Annotated in this window: 20 protein-coding genes and 1 pseudogene; 1 reads left to right on the forward strand and 20 read right to left on the reverse strand. The window is 64.4% G+C overall.

Features of this window, described 5'->3' with window-relative positions; all coding sequences use genetic code 11:
• Positions 1-110 precede the first annotated feature (110 nt).
• The 19 genes and pseudogenes from CAK78_RS14600 to CAK78_RS14695 all read right to left on the reverse strand — a co-directional run bounded on the left by CAK78_RS14600 (position 111) and on the right by CAK78_RS14695 (position 19,377).
• Complete coding sequence (locus CAK78_RS14600) at positions 111-854, reverse strand: amino acid ABC transporter ATP-binding protein (protein WP_005298561.1); 744 nt, start codon at positions 852-854, stop codon at positions 111-113.
• 13 nt (positions 855-867) lie between these two features.
• Positions 868-1,962 (reverse strand): amino acid ABC transporter permease, encoded by a 1,095-nt coding sequence (locus tag CAK78_RS14605; RefSeq protein WP_094697742.1) that lies wholly within the window; start codon positions 1,960-1,962, stop codon positions 868-870.
• A 9-nt stretch (positions 1,963-1,971) separates the two neighbouring features.
• Positions 1,972-3,159, reverse strand: a complete 1,188-nt coding sequence (locus tag CAK78_RS14610) for an amino acid ABC transporter permease (RefSeq protein WP_254924792.1) — start codon at positions 3,157-3,159, stop codon at positions 1,972-1,974.
• A gap of 60 nt (positions 3,160-3,219) precedes the next feature.
• Positions 3,220-4,239 carry an amino acid ABC transporter substrate-binding protein gene (locus CAK78_RS14615; protein WP_094697744.1) on the reverse strand — a complete coding sequence of 340 codons (1,020 nt, stop codon included), beginning with the start codon at positions 4,237-4,239 and terminating at the stop codon, positions 3,220-3,222.
• A 461-nt stretch (positions 4,240-4,700) separates the two neighbouring features.
• Positions 4,701-5,027 carry a DUF2845 domain-containing protein gene (locus CAK78_RS14620; RefSeq protein WP_005298553.1) on the reverse strand — a complete coding sequence of 109 codons (327 nt, stop codon included), beginning with the start codon at positions 5,025-5,027 and terminating at the stop codon, positions 4,701-4,703.
• A complete protein-coding gene (locus CAK78_RS14625) occupies positions 5,024-6,037 on the reverse strand; it encodes an ABC transporter permease (RefSeq protein ID WP_094697745.1) in 1,014 nt (337 codons plus the stop codon). Before CAK78_RS14625 ends, CAK78_RS14620 begins: the two co-directional genes overlap by 4 nt.
• A 73-nt stretch (positions 6,038-6,110) precedes the next feature.
• Entirely contained in the window at positions 6,111-6,992 is an 882-nt protein-coding gene (locus CAK78_RS14630) for an ABC transporter ATP-binding protein (protein ID WP_017783484.1), read from the reverse strand.
• 125 nt (positions 6,993-7,117) lie between these two features.
• Positions 7,118-7,729 (reverse strand): FKBP-type peptidyl-prolyl cis-trans isomerase, encoded by a 612-nt coding sequence (locus CAK78_RS14635; protein ID WP_005298548.1) that lies wholly within the window; start codon positions 7,727-7,729, stop codon positions 7,118-7,120.
• A gap of 317 nt (positions 7,730-8,046) precedes the next feature.
• Positions 8,047-8,772: a copper homeostasis protein CutC gene (locus CAK78_RS14645; RefSeq protein WP_094697746.1), complete on the reverse strand. Its 726-nt coding sequence runs from the start codon at positions 8,770-8,772 to the stop codon at positions 8,047-8,049.
• 42 nt (positions 8,773-8,814) lie between these two features.
• Positions 8,815-9,717 (reverse strand): ROK family protein, encoded by a 903-nt coding sequence (locus CAK78_RS14650; RefSeq protein ID WP_010634724.1) that lies wholly within the window; start codon positions 9,715-9,717, stop codon positions 8,815-8,817.
• 112 nt (positions 9,718-9,829) lie between these two features.
• A pseudogene (locus CAK78_RS14655) lies at positions 9,830-10,333 on the reverse strand (GNAT family N-acetyltransferase); the annotation flags it as partial.
• A complete protein-coding gene (locus CAK78_RS14660; protein WP_094697747.1) occupies positions 10,321-11,127 on the reverse strand; it encodes a M48 family metallopeptidase in 807 nt (268 codons plus the stop codon). The gene CAK78_RS14660 and the pseudogene CAK78_RS14655, both read right to left, overlap by 13 nt.
• Before the next feature lie 149 nt (positions 11,128-11,276).
• Complete coding sequence (locus CAK78_RS14665) at positions 11,277-12,251, reverse strand: PstS family phosphate ABC transporter substrate-binding protein (RefSeq protein ID WP_005298532.1); 975 nt, start codon at positions 12,249-12,251, stop codon at positions 11,277-11,279.
• A gap of 377 nt (positions 12,252-12,628) precedes the next feature.
• Positions 12,629-13,924 carry a phosphate regulon sensor histidine kinase PhoR gene (gene phoR / locus CAK78_RS14670; RefSeq protein ID WP_094697748.1) on the reverse strand — a complete coding sequence of 432 codons (1,296 nt, stop codon included), beginning with the start codon at positions 13,922-13,924 and terminating at the stop codon, positions 12,629-12,631.
• Positions 13,925-13,933: 9 nt separating this feature from the next.
• Positions 13,934-14,623, reverse strand: a complete 690-nt coding sequence (gene phoB / locus CAK78_RS14675; RefSeq protein ID WP_005298527.1) for a phosphate regulon transcriptional regulator PhoB — start codon at positions 14,621-14,623, stop codon at positions 13,934-13,936.
• Between the two features lie 102 nt (positions 14,624-14,725).
• Positions 14,726-15,136, reverse strand: a complete 411-nt coding sequence (locus CAK78_RS14680; protein WP_026139211.1) for a VOC family protein — start codon at positions 15,134-15,136, stop codon at positions 14,726-14,728.
• 148 nt (positions 15,137-15,284) lie between these two features.
• Complete coding sequence (locus CAK78_RS14685) at positions 15,285-16,439, reverse strand: CaiB/BaiF CoA transferase family protein (RefSeq protein ID WP_094697749.1); 1,155 nt, start codon at positions 16,437-16,439, stop codon at positions 15,285-15,287.
• Positions 16,439-17,614 carry an acyl-CoA dehydrogenase gene (locus tag CAK78_RS14690; protein WP_094697750.1) on the reverse strand — a complete coding sequence of 392 codons (1,176 nt, stop codon included), beginning with the start codon at positions 17,612-17,614 and terminating at the stop codon, positions 16,439-16,441. The genes CAK78_RS14685 and CAK78_RS14690 overlap by 1 nt, the downstream gene beginning before the upstream one ends.
• Before the next feature lie 86 nt (positions 17,615-17,700).
• Positions 17,701-19,377: a sigma-54-dependent Fis family transcriptional regulator gene (locus CAK78_RS14695; RefSeq protein ID WP_094697751.1), complete on the reverse strand. Its 1,677-nt coding sequence runs from the start codon at positions 19,375-19,377 to the stop codon at positions 17,701-17,703.
• Positions 19,378-19,613: 236 nt separating this feature from the next.
• Here CAK78_RS14695 and exaC point away from each other — a divergent pair, with 236 nt between their 5' ends.
• Positions 19,614-21,131, forward strand: coding sequence for an acetaldehyde dehydrogenase ExaC (exaC, locus tag CAK78_RS14700; RefSeq protein ID WP_094697752.1), 1,518 nt, complete (start codon positions 19,614-19,616; stop codon positions 21,129-21,131).
• Positions 21,132-21,193: 62 nt separating this feature from the next.
• On the opposite strand, the gene CAK78_RS14705 is transcribed toward exaC, so the two are convergent.
• On the reverse strand, positions 21,194-22,000 hold the full coding sequence (locus CAK78_RS14705) for an AraC family transcriptional regulator (RefSeq protein ID WP_094697753.1): 807 nt from the start codon (positions 21,998-22,000) through the stop codon (positions 21,194-21,196).
• Positions 22,001-22,077 lie beyond the last annotated feature (77 nt).

Here is a 22,077-nt window from a genome sequence, read left to right on the forward strand (position 1 = left end):
GGGTCATGGGTAATCAGGTTCTGTTTTGTAGTCTGCGTCCATGCTTTTACTACTTGCCCGCCGCTCACCAGAGTGCGGGCTTTTTTATGGACGACATCCCCCCATGCGGCTCAATGCTGCAGGATCTGGGAGAGGAACAGCTTGGTCCGATCCGACTGGGGGTTGTCGAAAAACTGATCCGGCACGTTCTCCTCGATGATCTGCCCCCGGTCCATGAAGATCACCCGATCCGCCACCTGCTTGGCAAACCCCATCTCGTGGGTGACGCAGAGCATGGTCATCCCCTCGTGGGCCAGCTCCACCATGACATCCAGCACCTCGCGCACCATCTCGGGATCCAGCGCCGACGTCGGTTCGTCAAACAGCATGACCTGGGGATTCATGCAGAGACTGCGGGCGATGGCAACCCGTTGCTGCTGACCGCCGGAGAGCTGACCCGGATACTTCAGGGCCTGCTCCGGGATCCGCACCCGGCGCAGGAAGTTCATGGCGATCTCTTCGGCCTCCCTGCGCGGCAGCTGCTTGACCCAGATCGGCGCCAGGCAGCAGTTCTCCAGCACGGTCAGATGGGGGAAGAGGTTGAAGTGCTGGAACACCATGCCCACCTCCCGGCGCACCGCCTCGATGTTCTTGAGATCCGAGGTCAGGGCAGTGCCCTTGACCAGGATGTCCCCGCTCTGGTGCTCTTCCAGCCGGTTGATGCAGCGGATCATGGTGGACTTGCCTGAGCCCGACGGCCCGCAGATGACAATCTTCTCCCCTCTGCCCACCTGCAGGTTGATGTTGCGCAGCACGTGAAACTCACCGTACCACTTGTTGACTGCTTTCAGTTCGACGACAGCGTCCGTTTTCATCTCGAAACTACTCCTAATGCTTGTGGCCCGTGTTGAGTTTGCGCTCCAGATAGATGGAGTAGCGGGACATGCCAAAACAGAACATCCAGAAGATCATGGCGATAAAGACATACGCCTCGGTGGAATACCCCAGCCAGGCCGGATCCGCCAGCGCCACCTTGGAGATGGCCAGCAGATCGAACAGCCCGATGATCAACACCAGGCTGGTGTCCTTGAACAGGGAGATAAAGGTGTTCACCAGCGAGGGGATGGTGATCTTGAGGGCCTGCGGCATGATGATGAGCCCCATCACCTTCCAGTAGGAGAGCCCCAGGGCCTCCCCCGCCTCGTATTGCCCCTTGGGGATCGCCTGCAGCCCGCCTCTCACCACCTCGGCCACATAGGCCGCCTGGAACAGGATGATGCCGATGAGCGCCCGCAGCAGCTTGTCGAGCTCCACTTCGGTACTCATGAACAGCGGCAGCATGACTGACGCCATGAAGAGCACTGTGATGAGCGGCACCGCCCGCCAGAACTCGATGTAGACGGTGCAGAGGCTGGCGATGACCGGCATGTGGGAGCGACGCCCCAGCGCCAGCAGGATGCCGAACGGCAGGGCAACCACTATGCCCACCACCGCCAGCACCAGGGTCAGCATCAGCCCGCCCCAGCGGTTCGTCTCCACCACCTCCAGCCCAGCCCCGCCATGGATGAGGAAGAAGGCGATGACAGGAAACACCAGCAGGGTGAACAGCGCCAGCCACCCCTTGCGCGGGGTCTTGGGCCATATCAGCAAGGCCAGCAACACCGCCAGGCCGGCGAAGGTCAGATTGATGCGCCAGTACTGATCGGCCGGATAGAAGCCATAGAGATACTGCCCCAGCCGGCTCTCGATGAATATCCAGCACGCCCCTCCTTCGCCGCAGGCCTCGCGGCTGCTCCCCTGCCAGGTGGCCGAGAACAGCGCCCAGTCCAGGGCAGACCAGATCAGCGGCAGCAGCAGATAGGCCAGCGCCAGGGTCAGCAGGCCGTTCCACCAGTTGGGAAACAGATTCTGCCTGAGCCAGGCGACCAGGCCCCGGCGATGGCTGGGAGGCGGCAGGGCCTCCTGCAAGTCGTTCACGAACATGACTACTCCCTAGCGCTCAACCAGCGTCATTCTGCGGTTGTAGATGTTCATCAGCAGTGAGGTGGTGATACTGATGACGAGATAGACCCCCATGGTCATGGCGATGACCTCGATGGCCTGCCCGGTCTGGTTGAGGGTGGTGCCCATGAACACAGACACCAGATCCGGGTAGCCGATGGCCGTGGCCAACGAGGAGTTCTTGGTGAGGTTCAGATACTGGCTGGTCAAGGGAGGGATGATGACCCGCATCGCCTGGGGAATGATCACCAGCCGCAGCGTCTTGGCGGGTGAGAGCCCGAGGGCGGAGGCGGCCTCCGTCTGCCCCTTGCTGATGGCCAGAATGCCTGATCGCACTATCTCCGCGATAAAGGCCGCCGTGTAGATGGTCAGCGCCAGCAGCAGGGCCGCGAGTTCGGGCAGTATTGTCAACCCTCCCCGGAAGTTGAACCCCTGCAGGGCCGGCACGCTCCAGCTGAGCGGACTGCCTGCCAGCAGGAACACGAGGGCCGGCAGCAGAATGATCAGCCCGGCCACAGAGCGCCAGAATGGAAAGATCCTGCCGGTCAGGGCCTGGCGGCGCTCTGCCCAGCGGCTCAGCCCCCAGCTCAGTACCACGGCAAGCAGCAGGGCCCAGAGCACGTAGCCGAATCCCTCTTCGAACAGGGGTTTGGGCAGATAGAAGCCCCGCACGTTGAGGAAGGCGAGCCCCCCCAGATCCACGCTCTGGCGCGGAGATGGCAGGGTGCGCAGCACCGAGAAGTACCAGAAGAAGATCTGCAGCAGCAGCGGGATGTTGCGAAACGTCTCTATGTAGACGGTCGCTATCTTGGCCACCAGCCAGTTGCGCGACAGGCGCGCCACCCCGAGCATGAAACCGAGCAGGGTGGCAAACAGGATGCCGAGCACGGAGACCAGCAGGGTATTGAGCAGCCCCACCAGAAAGGTACGACCGAAGGTATAGGTCTCGTCATAGGGGATCAGGCTCTGCAGTATGCCAAAGCCCGCCGTGTTGCCCAGAAAATCGAAGCCGGTGGTGATGCCACGGGTGGCCAGATTGGTCAGGGCATTGTGGATGATGTAGAACAGGAAGCCGACCACGACCGCGATGGCCAGGCACTGGAAGATCAATGCCCGCACCTTGGCGTCATACCACCAGCGGCCCTGTTCCTTCCTATGGTTTGATGCGTGTAACGCCATGAGGATGACTCCGACAAAGCCAGGGGAAATGGGGGGCATTGCCCCCCGATTGTTGTCGACTCAGCGGATGGGCGGCGCGTACATCAGGCCGCCCTTGTTCCAGAGCGCATTGATGCCGCGCTCGATCTTGAGGGGGGAGCCGGCACCGACGTTGCGGTCGAAGGATTCGCCATAGTTGCCAACCTGCTTGACGATGTTGTAGGCCCACTTGTCATCCAGCCCCAGCACCGACCCCTTGGGCTCTTCCAGCCCCAGCAGACGACGGATATCCGGGTTGGTGGACTTGAGCATCTCGTCCACGTTGGCACTGGTGACCCCGGCCTCCTCGGCGTTGAGCATGGCGTTGAGGCTCCAGCGCACCACCTTGAACCACTGATCGTCCCCCTGGCGCACGGCAGGCCCCAGTGGCTCTTTCGAGATCACCTCAGGCAGCACCATGGCCTCCGCCGGCTTGCTGAGCTTGATTTTGAGGGCATAGAGCTGGGACTGATCCGAGGTCAGCACGTCACAGCGGCCTGCCTCGAACCCCTTGACGGTCTGATCCGAGGTGTCGAACACCACAGGGGTATATTTCATGCCGCCATTGGCGCGGAAATAGTCCGCCAGGTTGAGCTCTGTGGTGGTACCGGACTGGATGCAGACGGCGGCGCCGTCGAGCTCCTTGGCGCTCTTCACCCCGAGGGATTGTTTGACCAGGAAGCCCTGGCCATCGTAGTAGTTGACCCCGGCAAAGGTCAGGCCGAGCGACCCGTCCCGGGTCAGGGTCCAGGTGGTATTTCGCGACAGCAGATCCACCTCGCCGGATTGCAAGGCTGTGAAACGCTCCTTGGCGGTGAGGGAGACATACTTCACCTTGCCGGCATCCCCCAGCACGGCCGCAGCCACGGCGCGGCACACATCCACGTCCAGACCGGTCCAGGTGCCCTTGGCATCCGGATTGGAGAAACCAGGCAGGCCATCACCCACCCCGCACTGCACGAATCCCTTCTTCTTGACGGCATCCAGGGTGCCATCGGCCCATGCATTGGCTGCCACCAGCGACAGCACCATCACCATACCTGCCTTGTGTATCTGCTTCATCTCACGCTTCCCTGTGGTTTGATTCAAATAGGCACCAGAACCTGGCAAAATGCCTTCGTTTCTCTGCTTTTTCACAGCTTATCGAGCGGCTCAAAAACCTGTCAATCGGTGCAAGCCGGCCCAACCTTGGTGCAGCAGCACAAAATAGGTCTACGGGCCGATATGCACTCTTAGAATTAAAAATAGACCCTTATTCGCAAAATGGCCTACGGTTCCAAGCCCCCGATAACGCGAGGATTATTTTTCGCAAAAAATCGGACGCACCGGATTGGGGCAGAAAAACGCGCTGACAATGCATTTATCGGGCGCATTTTGCCAACAACAGGGCCCGTTATTGGGGGGAATGAACCAATACCGGGCAACCGGAAGAGAGGGATGAAAGGTGGGAACGGGGGCGTAAACGCCGGAAAGAGACCGGAGCCACACCACCTCACTCGGCGCGCAGCATCCGGTCGGCAGGATCAATTGCCGCGCGGGCCGTTCTCGATGTCGGTGACCACCCCGTTGCGCACGGTGACGAAGCGCATGAACTCGTTCTTGCCGAAGTTGTAGGTCCAGCGCTCCCCATACTTCACCTGCACCAGGTTGCCGAACTGGTTCTCCTCGTTGCGGGTCAGCTCCTCGCGCAGCATGGGCTCGCCGCACTTGATCAGCATCTCGGCGGTGCTGTCCCCTTCGGTGATCAGCGCATTTTTGCAGCGCATGGCGCCGGCACTGGCCGGCAGACTCAGCAGCAGGGCCAGCAGGGTTCCGCCAACCAGCGGCAGTGACTTCATCGATAGCTTCATCTGTGACTCCATTTGAACAGGGCGCTGCCCAGGGTGATGCAGCAGAGCGTAAACAGCAGGACAAAGCCCAGTGGCGCCGCCACCTCGGCCCAGCCTGCCCCTTCCAGCATGACGGCGCGGGCCGCCGCGATGATCTGGCTGAGCGGCAACCAGGCTGCCAGCTGCTGTAGCCAGGCGGGGGCCCCTTCCAGCGAGAACCAGACGCCGGAGAGGAACATCATCGGCATGCTGATGACGTTGAGCAGCCCGCTCGCCAGCTCCTCATTCTGGATGCGGGCCGCCACCAGCAGACCGAGGGAGGCCATGGACGCCCCGCCCAGCAGGGCGATCAACAGCAGCAGCCAGCCCGAGCCGAGCAACGGCACCCCGAGCAGGAAGTAGGCCACCAGAAACACCAGCAGGCTCACCACCAGGGTGATCAGGATGCGCGACAGCAGCTGGGCGCAGAGAAACTCCGCGGCCGAGAGCGGGGTGGCCCCAAGCCGCTTGAGCACCCCGTTCTTGCGGTAATGGACGATGACGAAGCCCACCCCGAACAGGCCGGAGAACATCAGATTCATACCGATCACCCCGGGCAGCAGCCAGTCACCGTAGCGAATGGCGCGCCCGCTCAGGGTCTCCCGCGTAAGCTGCGCCGGCACGGCCTGGCGCAGCAGATACTCGGCCATGGCGCCCTGGGGGGCGTCCGGGTTGATCCAGTAACGGCCCGTGCCGGGCGAGAGCAGCAGATCCAGCTGGTGGTGGCGCACCTTGAGCCGGCCCTTCTCCTCCTCGTCATAAGGGATGATCTTGAGCAGCGGCACGGCACGCAGCGGGGCATAGGCCGCGGGCAGCTCCCCCACCACGCCTATCTGCACCAGCGGTTTGGGCGGGCCGGAGAAGATGAGGGTGAACCCCAGCACCAGCAGCAGCGGAAAGGCCAGGTTCCAGATCAGCGCGGCCCGATCCCGCACGAACTCCAGGTTGCGGGCATAGAAGAGCGCCCCGATGCGCTTGAGGGATCCCGTCATCTGGTGCTCCTTGGGTTGGCAGGCTGGGACGGCATGCCGGCAGGAGCCGCTGCGGAGTGCCACGGAGCCGCCTTCATGCGCCGCTCCGCAGGCTGTGGCCGGTCAGGTTCAGGAAGAGATCCTCCAGATTGGGGGAGCGCACCTGCATGCCGGTCAGCGGCACGCCCAGGCTCAGCAGCCGTGGTAGCAAGTCCGCCACGTCGGGGCAGCTCAGCTCCACCTGCTCGCCCAGCGGGCGCAGGGGGTAGCCGAGACTGGCGAGGGCCGGGTGAGCCGCCAGGCGCACCAGCACACCGTCAAAGTGCTGGGCCAACAGGGCGACCGGGGTATCCAGGCTCAGCAGATGGCCGTGATCGACGATGGCAATCTGATCGCACAGCTGCTGGGCCTCGTCCATGTAGTGGGTGGTGAGCACCACCGTCTTGCCCTGCGCCTTGATCGCCTCGATGCGCTGCCAGAAGTGGTGACGGGCCTGAGGATCGAGACCCGTGGTGGGCTCGTCCAGAAACAGCAGCTCGGGGTCGCCGAGCAGGGCCAGCGCCAGCAGCAGCCGTTGCCGCTGACCGCCGGAGAGCTTGCGACTGTCCCGATCGATAAATTCTCCCAACGCACACAGCTCGATGAGTTGGGCCTGGGGCAAGGGAGCCGGGTAGAGGCTGGCAAACAGTCGCAGGGTGTCGCGCACCGTCAGGAAATCCTGCAGCGCCGTGTGCTGGAACTGGATGCCGATGCGGGAGCGGTAGTCGGGGCCGCGCGGGGCACCGTGAAACAGGATCTGGCCGCTGTCCGGGGTGAGGATCCCCTCCAGCAGTTCGATGGTGGTGGTCTTGCCCGCCCCGTTCGGGCCGAGCAGGCCGAAACAACTGCCGGCGGGAATGGCAAAGCTGAGCCCGTCCACCGCCTTGACGCCGGGGAAGTGCTTGACGAGATCGACGACTTCAATGATGGCAGCCATGGGCGCTCTCCCAGCAGGAGCCATGACTATATCCAAAAGCGCAGGCGCTGCCCATGCCCCGCCGTGTGCGGCGCAAAAAAACAGACGGCGACCCGAGGGTCGCCGTCTGCATCAAGCCAGCCGGATCACAGGATGTCCAGCAGCTCCACTTCGAATACCAGGGCGGAGTACGGCGGGATGGAACCGGCACCGCGTGCACCGTAGGCCAGATCCTGCGGAATGTAGAGCTTCCACTTGGAGCCAACCGGCATCAGTTGCAGCGCTTCTACCCAGCCGGCGATCACGCCAGTCACCGGGAATTCAGCCGGCTGGCCGCGGGCGACGGAGCTGTCGAACACGCCACCGTGGGTGAAGGTACCGTGGTAGTGCACGCGCACGGACTGACCGGCTACCGGTACGGCACCGTTGCCTTCCACCAGCACTTCGTACTGCAGACCGGACTCGGTGGTTTTCACTTCGGCGCGCTTGGCGTTGTCGGCCAGGAAGGCTTCGCCTTCGGCGGCAGCAGCCTTGGCAACGGCCTCCTGCTCTTCCTGCATGCGGGCGGTGATGACCTGGAAGGCATCATTGATATCGTCACGGCTGACCGCGAACTCCAGACCATTCAGGGCATCTGCCAGACCTTGCTGCAGGGCCGGGATATCCAGACCGGCGAAGGCTTGCTGCGCCAGTTGATCACCCATGTTGCGGCCGATGCCATAGCTGGCCTTCTGTTCGATAGAGTCGTATTGGGACATTGAGAAGTTGCTCCGGGTCCTGAGGGTAAAAAGAGACGGGATAATATCAGACTTTTGCGCCGGGTGCTGCCGACCTGTCCCCGGTTTTGCCCCCAGCTGGGAGGTACCTCACATCAGCCCCTTCATCCCCGCCCCTTCTCCCGCCAGGGGAGAAGGGAGGAAAACAGAGCACAATCATCCCTGCTCACATTCAGGCTGTATCAGGCCCTGTCCAGCAGCGCCCGCACCGCCGCCACCTTGACGCCGTCGGTAATATTGACCCGGCCATCCCATGTTGACGCCCCATGATGAGACACCATGCCGCCGCGCGGCCCGTATCAGGCCCTGTCCAGCAGAGCCCGCACTGCAGCGACCTTGACGCCGTCGGTGATATTGACCCGGCCGTCGTCCGAGGTGCCCATGTTCACCCCATGAGGCACCATGCCGCCGCGCCAGCCCATGCCGGACATGTGCACCTCGTTCACCCCGGTAAACTCGATGATGGTGCGCACGTTGTCGGCATTGACCCCGGCACCGGGCATCAAGCTGGCCCGCCCCGCCAGCGCCTGCTGCATCGCCTGCAGGGTCTCGAGCCCCGCCAGCGCGGTCGGTGCATGGCCCGAGCTCAGAATGCGCTCGCAGCCGGCGGCGACTATGGTCTCCAAGTCGAGACGCCAGTCGGAGGAGAGGTCGATGGCACGGTGGAAGGTAACCCCAAGGGGCCCCGCCGCCTCGACCAGCTGGCCGAGTCTGGCGGCAGGCACCCGTCCCTCCTCGTCCAGCAGACCGACCACCACCCCTTGCAGGCCAGCGGCACGGGCCGCCGCGATATCCTGCAGCATCATCTCGAACTCCCCCTCGCCAAAGCAGAAGTCGCCGGCCCGGGGCCGGATCATGGCGTAGACGGGAATGGTGGCATGGCGCGCCGCCAGCTGCATGAAGCCATAGGAGGGGGTCAGGCCGCCCAGCCCCAGCGCAGAGCAGAGCTCGATGCGATCGGCGCCGGCCGCCTGGGCGGTGAACAGGGATTCCAGGTTGTCGATACAGATTTCAAGAGAGGTCATGATGGACTCCTTTATTGGGGAGATCAGACCCTGGATCTGATCTCATAAATTGAGCAAGGCGGCCCCGCGCACCCCGCCGGCGCCGCCGAAGCGGGCCTCGCGGATCTCGGGCAGGGCGACCCCGGGCAGCAGGTGACCGGGCAGGCGCAGCGGCAACTGCTCATAAAGCGCGGGCAGGCCGCTCAGGCCGCCCCCCAGCACCACCACGTCGGGGTCGACCACCGAGATGGCGGTGGCAAGCCCGGCGGCCATGATTTCGAGCCAGCAGTCGACCGTGGCCACCGCATGGGGCTCGTGCGCCTCGAAGCGCCCCACTATCTGGTGGCCGCTGGCACGCTGGCCATGGAAGTGGTGGTAGAGCCGCTCCAGCCCGGTGCCGGAGGCATAGGTTTCAAAACAGACCAGGCGGCCGCAGCCGCAACGGGGACGAGGCAGGTCGGGGTACTTCATCAGCATGGTGGCCGGCAGCGGGTAGTGGCCTATCTCCCCCGCCAGCCAGTTGCGGCCCTGGATCAGCTTGCCCGCCAGATAGACGGCGCCGCCGATGCCGGTGCCTATGGTGACGCCGAGGGCGCTGTCGGCCCCCGCCGCCGCCCCCTGATGTACCTCTGACCAGAGGAAGCAGTTGGCATCGTTGTCCACCTTGACCGGTCTGCCCAGCAGCTCGGCCAGATCGGCGCCCAGGTGGCGACCATTGATGGAGGGCAGATTGGCCGCCACTATGCTGTGGTCGTGCCGGTTGAGAATGCCGGGAAAACCGATGCCCACCGCACCGCGCGCGCCAAAACGGGCATCCGCCTGTTCGACCCGCTCGCGAATGAGTTGCTGCAGCCCCTGATAGTCATTGCCGGGAGTGCTCATGCGCTCCTCGTGGCAGAGATTCAAGGCGCCGTCATAGACGGCGAACGCTATCTTGGTGCCACCAATATCAAAGCCGTAATACATGCCACACTCCCTTGTCGGTGAGCCGCCTCACCTCAGCCTGTCCAGAGGGGGATATTGTGTTAATTCGCAAAAAAAATAAAGTGACCGGAGGCGAAAAACGGGAGAGAGAGCAAAGCAAACGAAACATTTGTCGCTGCTGGCAGGGCTGGCCGAGGCTCATCAGGGTGCGCTCCTGGCCATCGAAGACGAAGCCGCGGCGCAGATAGAACCCCTCACCTATGTGGTTGCCATCGAGCAGCCACAATCTGACGCCTTCACAGCCGGCGCGCCGCATCTGCATCGCCACCGCCTGCCACAGCCGCTTGCCGTGGCCCTGGCGCCAGTGGTCGGGATGCAGGTAAAAAGCGCGGATCCAGGCGGTGGGGTACTCCCCTGCCAGCTCCGGCTGCCAGTAGAGCAGGCCGATGACCACCTCGTCCTGACACAGCAGCATGGGCCTTGGGCCCGCCTCTGCCAGCCGGCGCTGCCAGATCTGCAGGTGCTCGGTGACCGGCAGCTGAGCCAGCATGTCGGCGCCGAGCACGCCGCCGTATGCGGCGAGCCAGCTGGCCCGCTGCATCACCGTCATGGCGGCGGCATCATCGGGCCGCGCCATGCGCAGGCTTATGCCTTGCATTGGGGCACCAGACCGGAGGCGCGGGCCTGCTGGTAGAGCGGCACAGCCTCAGCCTGCCGGGCCTGCAGATCGGCGATCCGGCTCTCGTTGCTGGGGTGGGTGGAGAGCAGCTGGGGCGGGTTGTTGCCACCGGATGCCGCGCTCATGTTCTGCCAGAGCGGGATCGCTTCGGCCGGATTGAAACCGGCGCGGGCCATCAGATCCAGCCCCAGCCTGTCCGCCTCGCTCTCCTGCTCGCGACCATAGGGCAGCATGACGCCGACCTCGACCCCGAGCCCCAGCGCCGCCATGGTGGCACCGCGGTATTCGCTGCTGCCCATGGCGATGTCGGCCGCCGCCAGCCCAAGGCCGGTCAGCTGGCTGCGGGAGAGCCGCTCGTTGGAGTGCTGGGCCAGCACGTGGGTCAGCTCGTGGCCGATGACGGTGGCGAGCTGATCCTGATTCTTGGCCACCTTGAGCAGGCCGGTGTAGACCCCGATCTTGCCGCCGGGCAGGGCGAAGGCGTTCACCTGCTTGGAGTCAAACACCACCACTTCCCAGTTGGTGATGCCGTAGCTGGCGGGCACCTGGGCGGTCACCGCCTTGGCGACGCAGGAGACATAGGCGTTCACTCTGGCATCCTTGCTCACCTTCTCCTGCTTCTTCATCTGCTCGAAGGAGTCGGCCCCCAGCTTGCTCATCTGCTGGGGCGAGAACAGCAGCATCTGGCTGCGACCGGTGGGAGACTGGGCACAGCTGGCGAGCAGGGTCGTACAGAGTGCCGCCAGGCCAAGCTTGAACAAGGGAGATGTCATGGAGGTGTCCTTCACCATAAAGATGCCCTATTTTCGGAAATGCGGGCGTCCGGTGCAAGTCGACAAATCACCCGGTCCGGCGAAAGCGGTCACAGCCGGCCCAAAAAGAAAACGGGCCCCGCGGGGCCCGTCTGGCAGAGGAAACCGGCTTACATGATGCCCAGTTTCTTCAGGTCGGCTTCGACCACCTTGGCCGGTACCGGTACGTAGCCATCTTTGGCGACGATGTTCTGGCCCGCCTTGGAGAGCACCATCTTCAGGAACTCTTGCTCCATCGGGGAGAGCGGCTTGTTCGGGTGCTTGTTCACGTAGACGTACAGGAAGCGCGACAGCGGATACTTGCCGGTGATGGCGTTGTCGGAGGTCGCTTCGATGAAGGTCTTGCCATCCTTGGAGAGCGGCACGGCGCGCACGCCGGAGGTGACGTAACCGATGCCGGAGTAGCCGATACCGTTCAGGGAGGAGGAGACCGACTGCACCACGGAGGCAGAGCCCGGCTGCTCGTTCACGCCGCTCTTGAAGTCGCCGTTGCACAGAGCGTGCTCTTTGAAGTAGCCGTAGGTGCCGGAGACGGAGTTGCGACCGAACAGTTGCAGATCCTTGCCGGACCAGGAGCCGTCCAGACCCAGGTCGGCCCACTTGGTGGCCGCCTTGGCTTCACCGCACTTGAGGGTGCTGGAGAAGATGGCATCCAGTTGCTGCATGGACAGGCCCTTGATGGGGTTGTCCTTGTTGACGAACACCGCCAGGGCATCGACCGCAACGCGGATGGCGGTCGGCTTGTAACCGTAGCGCTTCTCGAACGCCTCTTCCTCGCCGGACTTCATGGCGCGGCTCATGGGGCCAAACTGGGCGACGCCTTCGGTCAGCGCGGTCGGCGCGGTAGAAGAACCGGCGGCCTGGATCTGCACGTTGACGTTGGGGTACATGCGCTTAAATTCTTCGGCCCACAGGGTCATCATGTTGGCCAGGGTATCCGAGCCGACAGAGGACAGGTTGCCCGAGATGCCGCTGGTCGGAGTGTAATCCGGCAGATTTTTATCCACACCGGCAGCCAGGGCGCTGACGGAAAACAGGGTTGCTGCGGTGAATCCGATTACACCAGCCAGTTTGTTGAGTTTCATCCAATCTCTCCAAGGTTGCAGAACGCAGTCCATCAAAACACGGGTTAACTTGGCTCAGTGCCGGTCATCCGACCGGGGCGCTGAGTGTCATTCCCTGCCCTCTTTGGCCCGACTCAGGGGCGGTGGAAGGCAGTCATCAATCTGAGGCCGAAACGTGGTGGCATCCCGAGTGGGGCGATCGGCCGGTCGCGTTTCATTCTCTCCCTGCGCCGCACTGGCACAGGTCCGTTCTCAAGACGGCGCCAGTATCTGACCTGGCAGTGACAAATTTATGGATTTAATGTGACACTTTAATGACATGGCGAGGCTTTTGACCAAATGAAAAGAGGGCCACCATTGCTGCCCTCTTTTCATCGCTAACCCATTGCTTGAAAAGCTTATTTCAACACCACCATGCGAGCGGGGATGAGGAAGCTGAAGCGGCTGCCAAGGCCGACCCGGCTCTCGATGTCGAGCTGGCAGTCGTGGTGACTCAGGGCATGCTTGACGATGGCAAGGCCGAGCCCGGAGCCACCGGTATGGCGCGAACGGGCCTTGTCGACCCGGTAGAACCGCTCGGTGAGCCGCGCCAGGTGCTCGGGCGATATTCCCTCCCCCTCGTCCTGCACCGCAAACAGCGCCATCGCCCCCTGCTTGCGCCACTCCACCGTGATCTTGCGCCCCGCCGGGGTGTAATGAATGGCGTTGTAGACCAGGTTGGAGACGGCACTGCGCAGTTGATCCTGATCGCCGCGCACAAACAGATTGGGCTGCACCATGAACTCGAACTGGTGGGCCCGCTCGCCGGAGAGCGCCCGCGCCTCCTGCTCCAGCAGCCCCAGCATGGCTGGCATGTCCACCAGATGGGAGAGATCCACGGTCGGCGCCGCCTCGATGCGCGACAGGGTAAGCAGCTGGTTGACCAGGTTGTCCATGCGGATGGTCTGCTCCATCATCACCCTGTGCGCCTTGGCCCACATGGCGGGCGGCGGCGGCTCCTCGGTCATCTCCAGATACCCCTTGAGCACGGTGAGCGGGGTGCGCAGCTCGTGGGAGACGTTGGAGACGAAGTGCTTGCGGGTCTTCTCCAGGCTGCGCAGCCGGGTCACGTCCCGCACCACCAACATGGCCTGATCCTCGGCGTAGGGCATGATGCGAAACTCGAGAAACTTCTCCTCGTTGATGGGCGAGGTCATCTCGAACGGTTCGTCATACTCCCCCTTGCCGAGGTAGGCGCCGAAGGCGGGATTGCGGATGAGGTTGCCGATGTGCTGACCGGCGTCCTCCGGCCAGCGAAAGCCGAGCAGCTGCTCGGCCAGCCGGTTGCACCAGAGGATGCTGCCGTCGGTGCGAAACACCACGGCCGCATCGGGCAGTGCCTCGGCCCCTTCCCGAAAGCGTCGAATGAGACCCGCCAGCTCGCGGCGGCGGGCCCGGTGGCGCTGCTGCAGCTTGTAGATGCCGTTGAAAATGTACTCCCAGCTGCCGCTGCCGTTGGGAGGCACCAGGCTGCGATCGTGCCACAGCCAGTCCGACAGCCGCTTCTGGAAACGGTAGTGCCAGCCCAGGTGCATGACGGTAGCCAGCAACAGACACAGGGCCAGGCTCTCCGTCAGCCAGCCGACCAAGACGAAGGGCGCATAGAAGAATGCCATTCGCCACAACTGGCGCCGCCAGGCGTATGGTTGCAACATAAGTGCCTCTTAGAGACGGGTTGAGAAGCGATAGCCCGCGCCGCGCACCGTCTGGATCAAGCGATCATGCCCCGTCTCTTCAATGGCCTTGCGCAGGCGACGGATGTGCACATCCACGGTTCTGTCCTCGACGTACACATTGGTACCCCAGACGTTGTTGAGCAGCTGCTCGCGGCTGTAGACCCGCTCGGGGTGGGTCATGAAGAAGTGCAGCAGCTTGAATTCGGTCGGCCCCATGTCGAGGGCCTTCTCCTCGGCGCTGACCCGGTGGGAAACAGGATCCAGCTTGAGCCCCTGCACCTCGATCACCTCGTCCACCGAGGTGGGAGAGACGCGGCGCATCACCGCATGCAGGCGGGCGGTGAGTTCCTTGGGGGAGAACGGCTTGGTGATGTAGTCATCGGCCCCCGCCTCCAGCCCGCGCACCTTGTCCTCTTCCTCGCCGCGCGCGGTCAGCATCACCACCGGGATCTGGCGGGTCACCTCATCCTGCTTGAGCTGCTTGATGAACTGGATGCCACTGCCGCCTGGCATCATCCAGTCCAGCACGATGAGTTCGGGGTAGGGTTCGCGCACCTTCGCCAATCCGTCGGCAAAATCTTCAGCTTCTACTGTTTCATATCCCTTCTGCTCGAGCACGAAGCAGAGCATTTCGCGGATCGGTGCTTCGTCCTCGACCACCAGAATTCGCTTAGCCATATCCCTTCTCTCTCCTCTGTGAAGATGGGTGCGCCAATTATTAGAACTTTCTGTGACACTTTTATGACTTTATGACAGGCGGGATGATAAACGTTTTCAGATTCAGTTGGCAGCAGTGAGTTGCAGCAGATCCCAACGATTGCCACTGATGTCTTCGAATACCACCACGGTGCCGTAAGGCTCGGTGCGCGGCTGTTCACAAAAATGGACACCGTATGCCTGCATGCGCCGGTAGTCGCCCCAGAAGTCGTCAGTCTCGAGGAACAGGAAGACCCGGCCGCCCCCCTGCTGGCCGATGGCGGCCCGCTGCTCCGGGGTGGCGGCCCGCGCCAGCAAGAGGGCGGAACCTGGGGCACCCTTGGGGGCAACCCGCACCCAGCGCTTGCCCGGTTTGCCTGGCTCGTCGAGGGGGGTGTCTTCCAGCAGCTCGAACCCCAGCCCCTGGGTAAAGAAGGTGATGGCCTGGTCGTAATCGGCCACCAGCAGGGCCAGGGCGCCAATGTGTTGTGCCATGGGGAAGTACCTCAACAGATGAATGGACGGGGCGCATCATAACGGGGGACTGCCCCGGGCTCCAGCACCTGGGCAGATGAGGTGGCAAAGGGTAGAAGGGGGAGCATGGCGCCGAACAGGCGTGACCTCCCCACCTGATAAGGCCGGTTCAGCCCTGCCCGAGCCAGTCGCGTAGCACGCTATCCCTGTCCCCATCCAGCGCCGGCGAGGCGCGCCCATAGCGCACCGGAGTTGCCGACAGATGGAGCGGGTTGGCCAGGGTGGGCAAGGATTGCTCGCCGCGCTGCACCTGCTGCACCCAGCCGCGCACCGCCCCCTGCTCGAGGGCAAACAGCGCATCCAGGGTGAGAATGGGGCCGCCCGGCACCCCGGCCGCCTCCAGCATGGCACTCCACTCGGCGCTGCTGCGCGCCAGCAGCCGCTCGGCAATCAGGGCGTTGAGCCGGTGACGCTGGCGCACCCGGGCGGCGTTGGTTGCAAAGTCGGGGTCCTGCGCCCACCCGGGTTCCCCCAACAGGGCCGCCAGGGCGGCAAACTGGCCGTCGTTGCCCACCGCCAGGATCAGATGGCCATCCCGGCTGGGATAGACGTCGTAGGGGACGATATTGGGGTGACCGTTGCCAAGGCGTCCGGGCGCCTGACCGGTGGCGAGATAATTCATCGCCTGGTTGGCCAGCACCGCCACCGACACGTCGAGCAGGGCGAGATCGATCTGCTGCCCCTCCCCGGTTCGCTCCCGATGGCGCAGGGCCGCCTGGATGCCGATGGTGGCGTAGAGGCCGGTAAGGATGTCGACGAGCGCCACCCCCACCTTGACCGGCCCGCCGCCGGGGGCCTCGTCGGGCTGGCCGGTGATGCTCATCAAGCCGCCCACCCCCTGGATCAGCAGATCGTAACCGGGTCGCTGGGCCCAGGGGCCGTCCTGGCCAAACCCCGTGATGGAGCAGTAGATAAGCTCTGGACGGCGGGCCTTGAGGCTAGGGTAATCGAGGCCAAAGCGCGCCAGCCCCCCCACCTTGAAGTTCTCGATCACCACGTCGGCCCGCTCCACCAAGGCCAACAGGGTGTCTCTGTCGCTGGCCAGATCGAGGGCGATGGAGCGCTTGCCCCGGTTGGCGGCATGAAAGTAGGCCGCCTCCCCCGCCACCAGCTCGGGCGGGCCCCAGTGGCGGGTGTCGTCACCGCGCCCGGGGGCCTCCACCTTGACCACATCGGCGCCGAGATCGGCAAGCAGCTGGCTGGCCCAAGGGCCGGCCAGCACGCGGCTGAGATCCAGCACGCGCACACCGGCAAGGGGCCCCATCACTCGAACGCCTGCAGGTCGGTCTGGGCCCGCCCCAGGATCAGGGCGTGGATGTCGTGGGTTCCCTCGTAGGTGTTGACCGCCTCCAGGTTCATCAGGTGGCGAATGACATGAAACTCGTCGCTGATGCCGTTGCCACCGTGCATATCGCGGGCGACGCGGGCTATCTCCAGCGCCTTGCCACAGCTGTTGCGCTTGATGAGCGACACCAGCTCCACCGGGCAGCGCCCCTCGTCCATCAGGCGCCCGGCCTGCAGGCAGCCCTGCAGGCCGAGGGCAATCTCGGTCTGCATGTTGGCCAGCTTGAGCTGAAACAGCTGGGTGGCGGCGAGCGGGCGGCCGAACTGCTGGCGATCCAGTCCATACTGGCGGGCGGCGTGCCAGCAGAACTCGGCGGCGCCGAGCGCCCCCCAGGCGATGCCGTAGCGCGCCTTGTTGAGGCAGCCAAACGGCCCCTTGAGGCCGCTCACCCCCGCCAGTCGGTTCGCTTCCGGCACGAAGACCCGCTCCATCACTATCTCGCCGGTGATGGAGGCGCGCAGGGAGAACTTGCCCTCGATCTTGGGAGCCGAGAGCCCGGCCATCCCCTTCTCCAGCACGAAGCCGGTGATCTCGCCATCGAGCTTGGCCCACACCACGAACAGATCGGCGATGGGAGAGTTGGTGATCCACATCTTGTTGCCGGTCAGCAGATAGCCGCCGTCGACCCGCTCGGCGCGACTCTTCATGGACCCCGGATCCGAGCCCGCGTCCGGTTCGGTGAGGCCAAAGCAGCCCACCAGTTCGCCCCGGGCCAGCCCCGGCAACCAGCGTTGGCGCTGGGCTTCGTCGCCATAGGCGTGGATCGGGTGCATCACCAGGGACGACTGCACGCTCATGGCCGAACGGTAGCCGCTGTCGACCCGCTCCACCTCCCGGGCGATGAGGCCGTAGGCCACGTGATTGACCCCGGCACAGCCGTACTGCTCCGGCAGGGTGGCGCCGAGCAGCCCCAGCTCCCCCAGCTCGTTCATGATGGTGCGGTCAAACTGCTCGCGGCGGTTCGCCTCCAGCACCCGCGGCATCAGCCGCGCCTGGCAGTAGTCGCGGGTGGCATCGCGGATGAGCCGCTCCTCGTCGCTGAGCTGGCCATCGAGAAAGAAGGGGTCTTGCCAATCAAATCGGGTACGCGTCATAAGGCACTCCATGCCATGCAAAAGAATCATGAGAAGGTCTCTTGTGGACCCATCTTAACCACGAAAAAGCTCGGGTAACAAACCCCTCAGCCTGCCTCCCGCAGCGCCCGATAGAGGGTGGTCCGGCTGATGCCGAGCCGGCGCGCCGCCTCGCTCACGTTGCCGCCGCACTCTGTCAGGGTCTGCTGCACCCGTTGCCGGTTCTGCTGGCGCAATGTGCTGCCCGCCAACGCCGGGGGGGTGACCGGCGCCACGGCCACGGTCGGCAGATGCAGGTGGGCAGGCTCAATCCAGTCCTGCCCCTCCGCCAACACGCAGGCTACCTCCAGCGCCTGCTTGAGCTGGCGCACGTTGCCGGGCAGCGGGTGGGCCAGCAAGTGGCGCTCGGCCTCATCGGTCAGGTGCAAGGCAGGATCCATCTCTGCCAGCAGACGCCGGACCAGCGCCTGCCGCTCGGAGGCCGGCCAGTCGCGCAGCGGCGCCAGTTGCTGGCGCCAGCCGCAGATGCGGTAGTAGAGATCTTCGCGAAAGGTGCCGGCCGCCACCATGGCCGCCAGATCCCGATGGCTGGCGCTAACCAGCCAGAAATCCACCGCCTCGGGTTTATGGCTGCCGACCGGGGTGACGGCGCGCTCCTGCAGCACCCGCAGCAAGCGGGTCTGGGCCAGCAGCGGCAACTCGCCGATCTCGTCCAGCATCAGGATGCCGCCGTGGGCGGCGCGCAGATACCCCTGGCTGCCCTGGCTGCGGGCACCGCTGAAGGCCCCGCCGACATAGCCGAACAGCTCAGCCTCCACCAGCTCCGCCGGCAGGGCGCCGCAGTTGACGCACACCAGCGGTTGCGCCCGCCGACTCGACTGCCCGTGCAGTTCGCGCACCAGATGCTCCTTGCCGCTGCCGGTCTCCCCCTCGATGAGCAGGGAGATGCCGCGCTCCAGCATCTTGAGCGGCACCTGCCGGCCGTGCGAGCCGCCGGTAGCGGCCGGCAGGCCGGGTTGGGCCGCAGCGGGATGAGCCTCCGGCACCAGCCGCAAGCCACGCCGATCCCGCAGCAGCTGCTTGCCATCGAAGGGGTGCTGGCCGAGCCAGAGCCGGCCAGCCCGGTTGGCCCCGAGCAGCTCGCCCTCCTCCCCCAGCAGCAGGCGAGCGGACCAGAGACTCTGGGGCTCGAGATCCACCAGCCAGCCCGGCTGGCGCGCCAGCAACACATTTTCCAGGGTCATGGCCAGCAGCCGCACCGTGCCCAGCATGTCGCCATCGTGGTGGGCTGCATCGGTGGAGATGTCGAGCACCCCGATCACTTGCCCGTCCGGCCCGAGCAGCGGGCAGGCGCTGCAGCTGAGAAAGCTGTGCTGGGCGAAGAAGTGCTGACTGCCGAGCACCTGTACCTCGCTCTGCTCGGCCAGCGCGGTGCCGATGGCGTTGGTGCCCTTGCTCGCCTCCCCCCAGCGGGCGCCGCTGCGCAAAAAGACCCGCTCGGCATGGTGGGCGAAGCCGTCATCACCGCTGGCGGCCAGGATCGCCCCCTCGCCATCGCACAACAGCAACCGACAGGGGCGCCCCGCCAGCAGCAGGTCAAACAGCGGCAGCACGAAGCGCCGGAAGCTGGCGATCAGCACCCTGTGCTGCTCCTGGCGGGCCGACAGCTCCCCCTGGGGCAGCAAGTCCAGCTCGGCGCTCTGCTGACGGCTCAACCCCTGATGCAGACAGCGCTGCCAGGAGCGCTGGATCGGACTGGCACCAGATTGAGGGAACTCGCTCATCACACCTCCTGTTCACAAACGGCACGACTGTCACGACCACTGTCCAGAAACGGCACAGTTGTATCGCCACCGCCGCAGTCATTGGTTAACCAAGATACGCTGCCGCACCCCGTTTGATAACGTTTTTGTAACTTTTACTGTGCTGGTCAGACCCTGTGGCACGTCCCTTGCGATACACAGCAGCAACCGGGTTGCTCGCCAGCCCGGTCAGGACCACACACATAAAGGATGATGAGATGATTTATACCGCTCCCGGTCAGGCAGGTGCCCTGGTCAGCTTCAAGTCCCGTTACGACAACTTCATCGGTGGTGAGTGGGTGGCGCCGCGCGCCGGCCGCTACTTTGAAAACATCTCGCCGGTGGACGGCCGCGTGTTCTGCGAAGTGGCCCGCTCCGACGCCGCCGACATCGAGCTGGCGCTGGACGCCGCTCACAAGGCGTTCGCCAGCTGGAGCAAGACCAGCGTCACCGAGCGCAGCAACCTGCTGCTGCGCATCGCCGATCGCATCGAGCAGAACATCGAAGTGCTCGCCATCGCCGAGACCTGGGAGAACGGCAAGGCGGTACGCGAGACCCTGGCCGCCGACCTGCCGCTGGTGGTGGATCACTTCCGCTACTTCGCCGGCTGTATCCGCGCCCAGGAGGGCTCCGCCGCCGAGCTGGATCAGAACACCGTCAGCTACCACTTCAAGGAGCCCATCGGCGTGGTCGGCCAGATCATCCCCTGGAACTTCCCGCTGCTGATGGCGGCCTGGAAGCTGGCCCCGGTGCTGGCGGCCGGCTGCTGCAGCGTCCTCAAGCCCGCCGAGCAGACTCCGGTCACCATCATGCTGATGATGGATCTCATCAAGGACATCCTGCCTGCCGGGGTGGTCAACGTGGTCAACGGCTTCGGCGCCGAGGCGGGCCAGGCGCTCGCCACCAGCAACCGGATCCAGAAGCTCGCCTTCACCGGCTCCACCGAGGTGGGCGCCCACATCCTGCGCTGCGCCGCCGACAAGCTCATTCCCTCCACCGTGGAGCTGGGTGGCAAGTCCCCCAACATCTACTTCGCCGACGTGATGCAGCACGAGAGCAGCTACATCGACAAGGCGGTGGAAGGGATGCTGATGACCTTCTTCAACCAGGGCGAGGTGTGCACCTGCCCCTCCCGCGCCCTGGTGCAGGAGAGCATCTATGACGACTTCATGGACAGGGTGCTGGCCCGCGCCCGCACCATAGTGCAGGGCAACCCCCTCGACACCGCTACCCAGGTGGGCGCCCAGGCGTCCCGCGAGCAGTTCGACAAGATCCTGAGCTACATGGAGATTGGCCGTGGCGAAGGGGCCAAGATGCTGATCGGCGGCGGCGCGGCCAAGGTGAGCGGGCTGGAGGGGGGCTTCTACATCCAGCCCACCATCTTCCACGGCCAGAACAAGATGCGGGTGTTCCAGGAGGAGATCTTCGGGCCGGCGCTCGGGGTCACCACCTTCAAGGACGAGGCGGATGCCCTGGCCATTGCCAACGACACCCAGTACGGGCTGGGGGCGGGCCTGTGGACCCGGGACAGCAACCTGGCCTGGCGCATGGGGCGCGGCATCCAGGCCGGCCGGGTCTGGATCAACTGCTACCACGCCTACCCCGCCCACGCGGCTTTTGGCGGCTACAAGAAGTCAGGCATAGGCCGCGAGACCCACAAGATGATGCTGGACCACTACCAGAACACCAAGAACCTGCTGGTGAGCCACGACATCAACCCCCTAGGCTTCTTCTAAGCCCCTCCCATGATCAACAAGGGCGCCTGCGGGCGCCCTTTGCATTGCTGGAGCCCTCCTTGCTAGAGCGCCGCCTGCCCGGCACCGATGCCCAGCTGCTGGCGATAGCGCTGGGGCGAGCAGCCCAGCTCCCGGTTGAACATGGCGATGAAGGCCGAGGTGGAGCCGTAACCGAGCCGCCAGCCAATCTCCTGCACCGGCAGCTCCCCCTTGAGCCAGGCCAGCGCCTTGAGCAGCTTGAGCCGGGCCCGCCACTGGCCAAAGTTCATCCCCAATTCCCGCACGCAGCGTCTGGCCAGGGTGCGCTCCGTGGTGTGCAGCTGCTCGGCCCACTGAGCCAGGGTGCGCGGATCGGCGGGATCGCTGTAGAGCGCCGCCAGCATGGGGGCCAGCAGCTTGTCCTGGCTCATGGGCAGGTAGCTGTCCTGGCAGCGGGTGCGGGTCAGCTTCTCCACCAGCAGCTCGGCCTGGCGCACGTCCCACTCATCCGCCATGTGGCCCAGCTTGCGATCGCAAAAATCCGCCAGGATGGCACGGATCAAGGGGGTCATCTGCAGCAGCCTGGGCTCGGCCGGCAGCCGCGCCGCCAGGGCGTGACTGACGTAGATGGAGGTGTAATCGAGGGCCTGCTGGTTGTAGGAGGCGTGCTCCAGATCCGCCGGCACCCAGATGAGGTAGTCAGCCGGCGCCACCAACCGGTGATCATCCAGCACTATCTCCATCACCCCGAGGCTGATGAGGCTGAGCTGGCCCCAGGGGTGACTGTGGGGCGCGCACGCGCTCTCGGCCTGGATCTGCTGGTAGCGCAGATAGAGTGGATTGGGCGCTGGCAGATGCAGGTCCGTCGGATGGTAGTGACGTATGGCCATGGCGGGCGGATTGTCCTTTGCGCGGGATGATTTGTCAGTTTTACGTTACTTGATATCAGAAAGACAAGGGTAGACTG

Source organism: Aeromonas sp. A35_P (assembly GCF_002259925.1).
GTDB classification, from domain to species: domain Bacteria; phylum Pseudomonadota; class Gammaproteobacteria; order Enterobacterales; family Aeromonadaceae; genus Aeromonas; species Aeromonas dhakensis.

Excerpts from the sequence above, each read along its gene's own strand:
- CAK78_RS14620 (WP_005298553.1), bottom strand. The coding sequence starts at position 5,027 with ATGAAGCTATCGATGAAGTCACTGCCGCTGGTTGGCGGAACCCTGCTG.
- CAK78_RS14650 (WP_010634724.1), bottom strand. The coding sequence starts at position 9,717 with ATGTATTACGGCTTTGATATTGGTGGCACCAAGATAGCGTTCGCCGTC.
- CAK78_RS14660 (WP_094697747.1), bottom strand. The coding sequence starts at position 11,127 with ATGACATCTCCCTTGTTCAAGCTTGGCCTGGCGGCACTCTGTACGACC.
- CAK78_RS14690 (WP_094697750.1), bottom strand. The coding sequence starts at position 17,614 with ATGACGCGTACCCGATTTGATTGGCAAGACCCCTTCTTTCTCGATGGC.
- CAK78_RS14685 (WP_094697749.1), bottom strand. The coding sequence starts at position 16,439 with ATGGGGCCCCTTGCCGGTGTGCGCGTGCTGGATCTCAGCCGCGTGCTG.
- CAK78_RS14625 (WP_094697745.1), bottom strand. The coding sequence starts at position 6,037 with ATGACGGGATCCCTCAAGCGCATCGGGGCGCTCTTCTATGCCCGCAAC.
- CAK78_RS14645 (WP_094697746.1), bottom strand. The coding sequence starts at position 8,772 with ATGACCTCTCTTGAAATCTGTATCGACAACCTGGAATCCCTGTTCACC.
- CAK78_RS14680 (WP_026139211.1), bottom strand. The coding sequence starts at position 15,136 with ATGGCACAACACATTGGCGCCCTGGCCCTGCTGGTGGCCGATTACGAC.
- exaC (WP_094697752.1), top strand. The coding sequence starts at position 19,614 with ATGATTTATACCGCTCCCGGTCAGGCAGGTGCCCTGGTCAGCTTCAAG.
- CAK78_RS14605 (WP_094697742.1), bottom strand. The coding sequence starts at position 1,962 with ATGTTCGTGAACGACTTGCAGGAGGCCCTGCCGCCTCCCAGCCATCGC.
- CAK78_RS14665 (WP_005298532.1), bottom strand. The coding sequence starts at position 12,251 with ATGAAACTCAACAAACTGGCTGGTGTAATCGGATTCACCGCAGCAACC.
- CAK78_RS14610 (WP_254924792.1), bottom strand. The coding sequence starts at position 3,159 with ATGGCGTTACACGCATCAAACCATAGGAAGGAACAGGGCCGCTGGTGG.
- CAK78_RS14695 (WP_094697751.1), bottom strand. The coding sequence starts at position 19,377 with ATGAGCGAGTTCCCTCAATCTGGTGCCAGTCCGATCCAGCGCTCCTGG.
- phoB (WP_005298527.1), bottom strand. The coding sequence starts at position 14,623 with ATGGCTAAGCGAATTCTGGTGGTCGAGGACGAAGCACCGATCCGCGAA.
- phoR (WP_094697748.1), bottom strand. The coding sequence starts at position 13,924 with ATGTTGCAACCATACGCCTGGCGGCGCCAGTTGTGGCGAATGGCATTC.
- CAK78_RS14630 (WP_017783484.1), bottom strand. The coding sequence starts at position 6,992 with ATGGCTGCCATCATTGAAGTCGTCGATCTCGTCAAGCACTTCCCCGGC.
- CAK78_RS14635 (WP_005298548.1), bottom strand. The coding sequence starts at position 7,729 with ATGTCCCAATACGACTCTATCGAACAGAAGGCCAGCTATGGCATCGGC.
- CAK78_RS14705 (WP_094697753.1), bottom strand. The coding sequence starts at position 22,000 with ATGGCCATACGTCACTACCATCCGACGGACCTGCATCTGCCAGCGCCC.
- CAK78_RS14615 (WP_094697744.1), bottom strand. The coding sequence starts at position 4,239 with ATGAAGCAGATACACAAGGCAGGTATGGTGATGGTGCTGTCGCTGGTG.
- CAK78_RS14600 (WP_005298561.1), bottom strand. The coding sequence starts at position 854 with ATGAAAACGGACGCTGTCGTCGAACTGAAAGCAGTCAACAAGTGGTAC.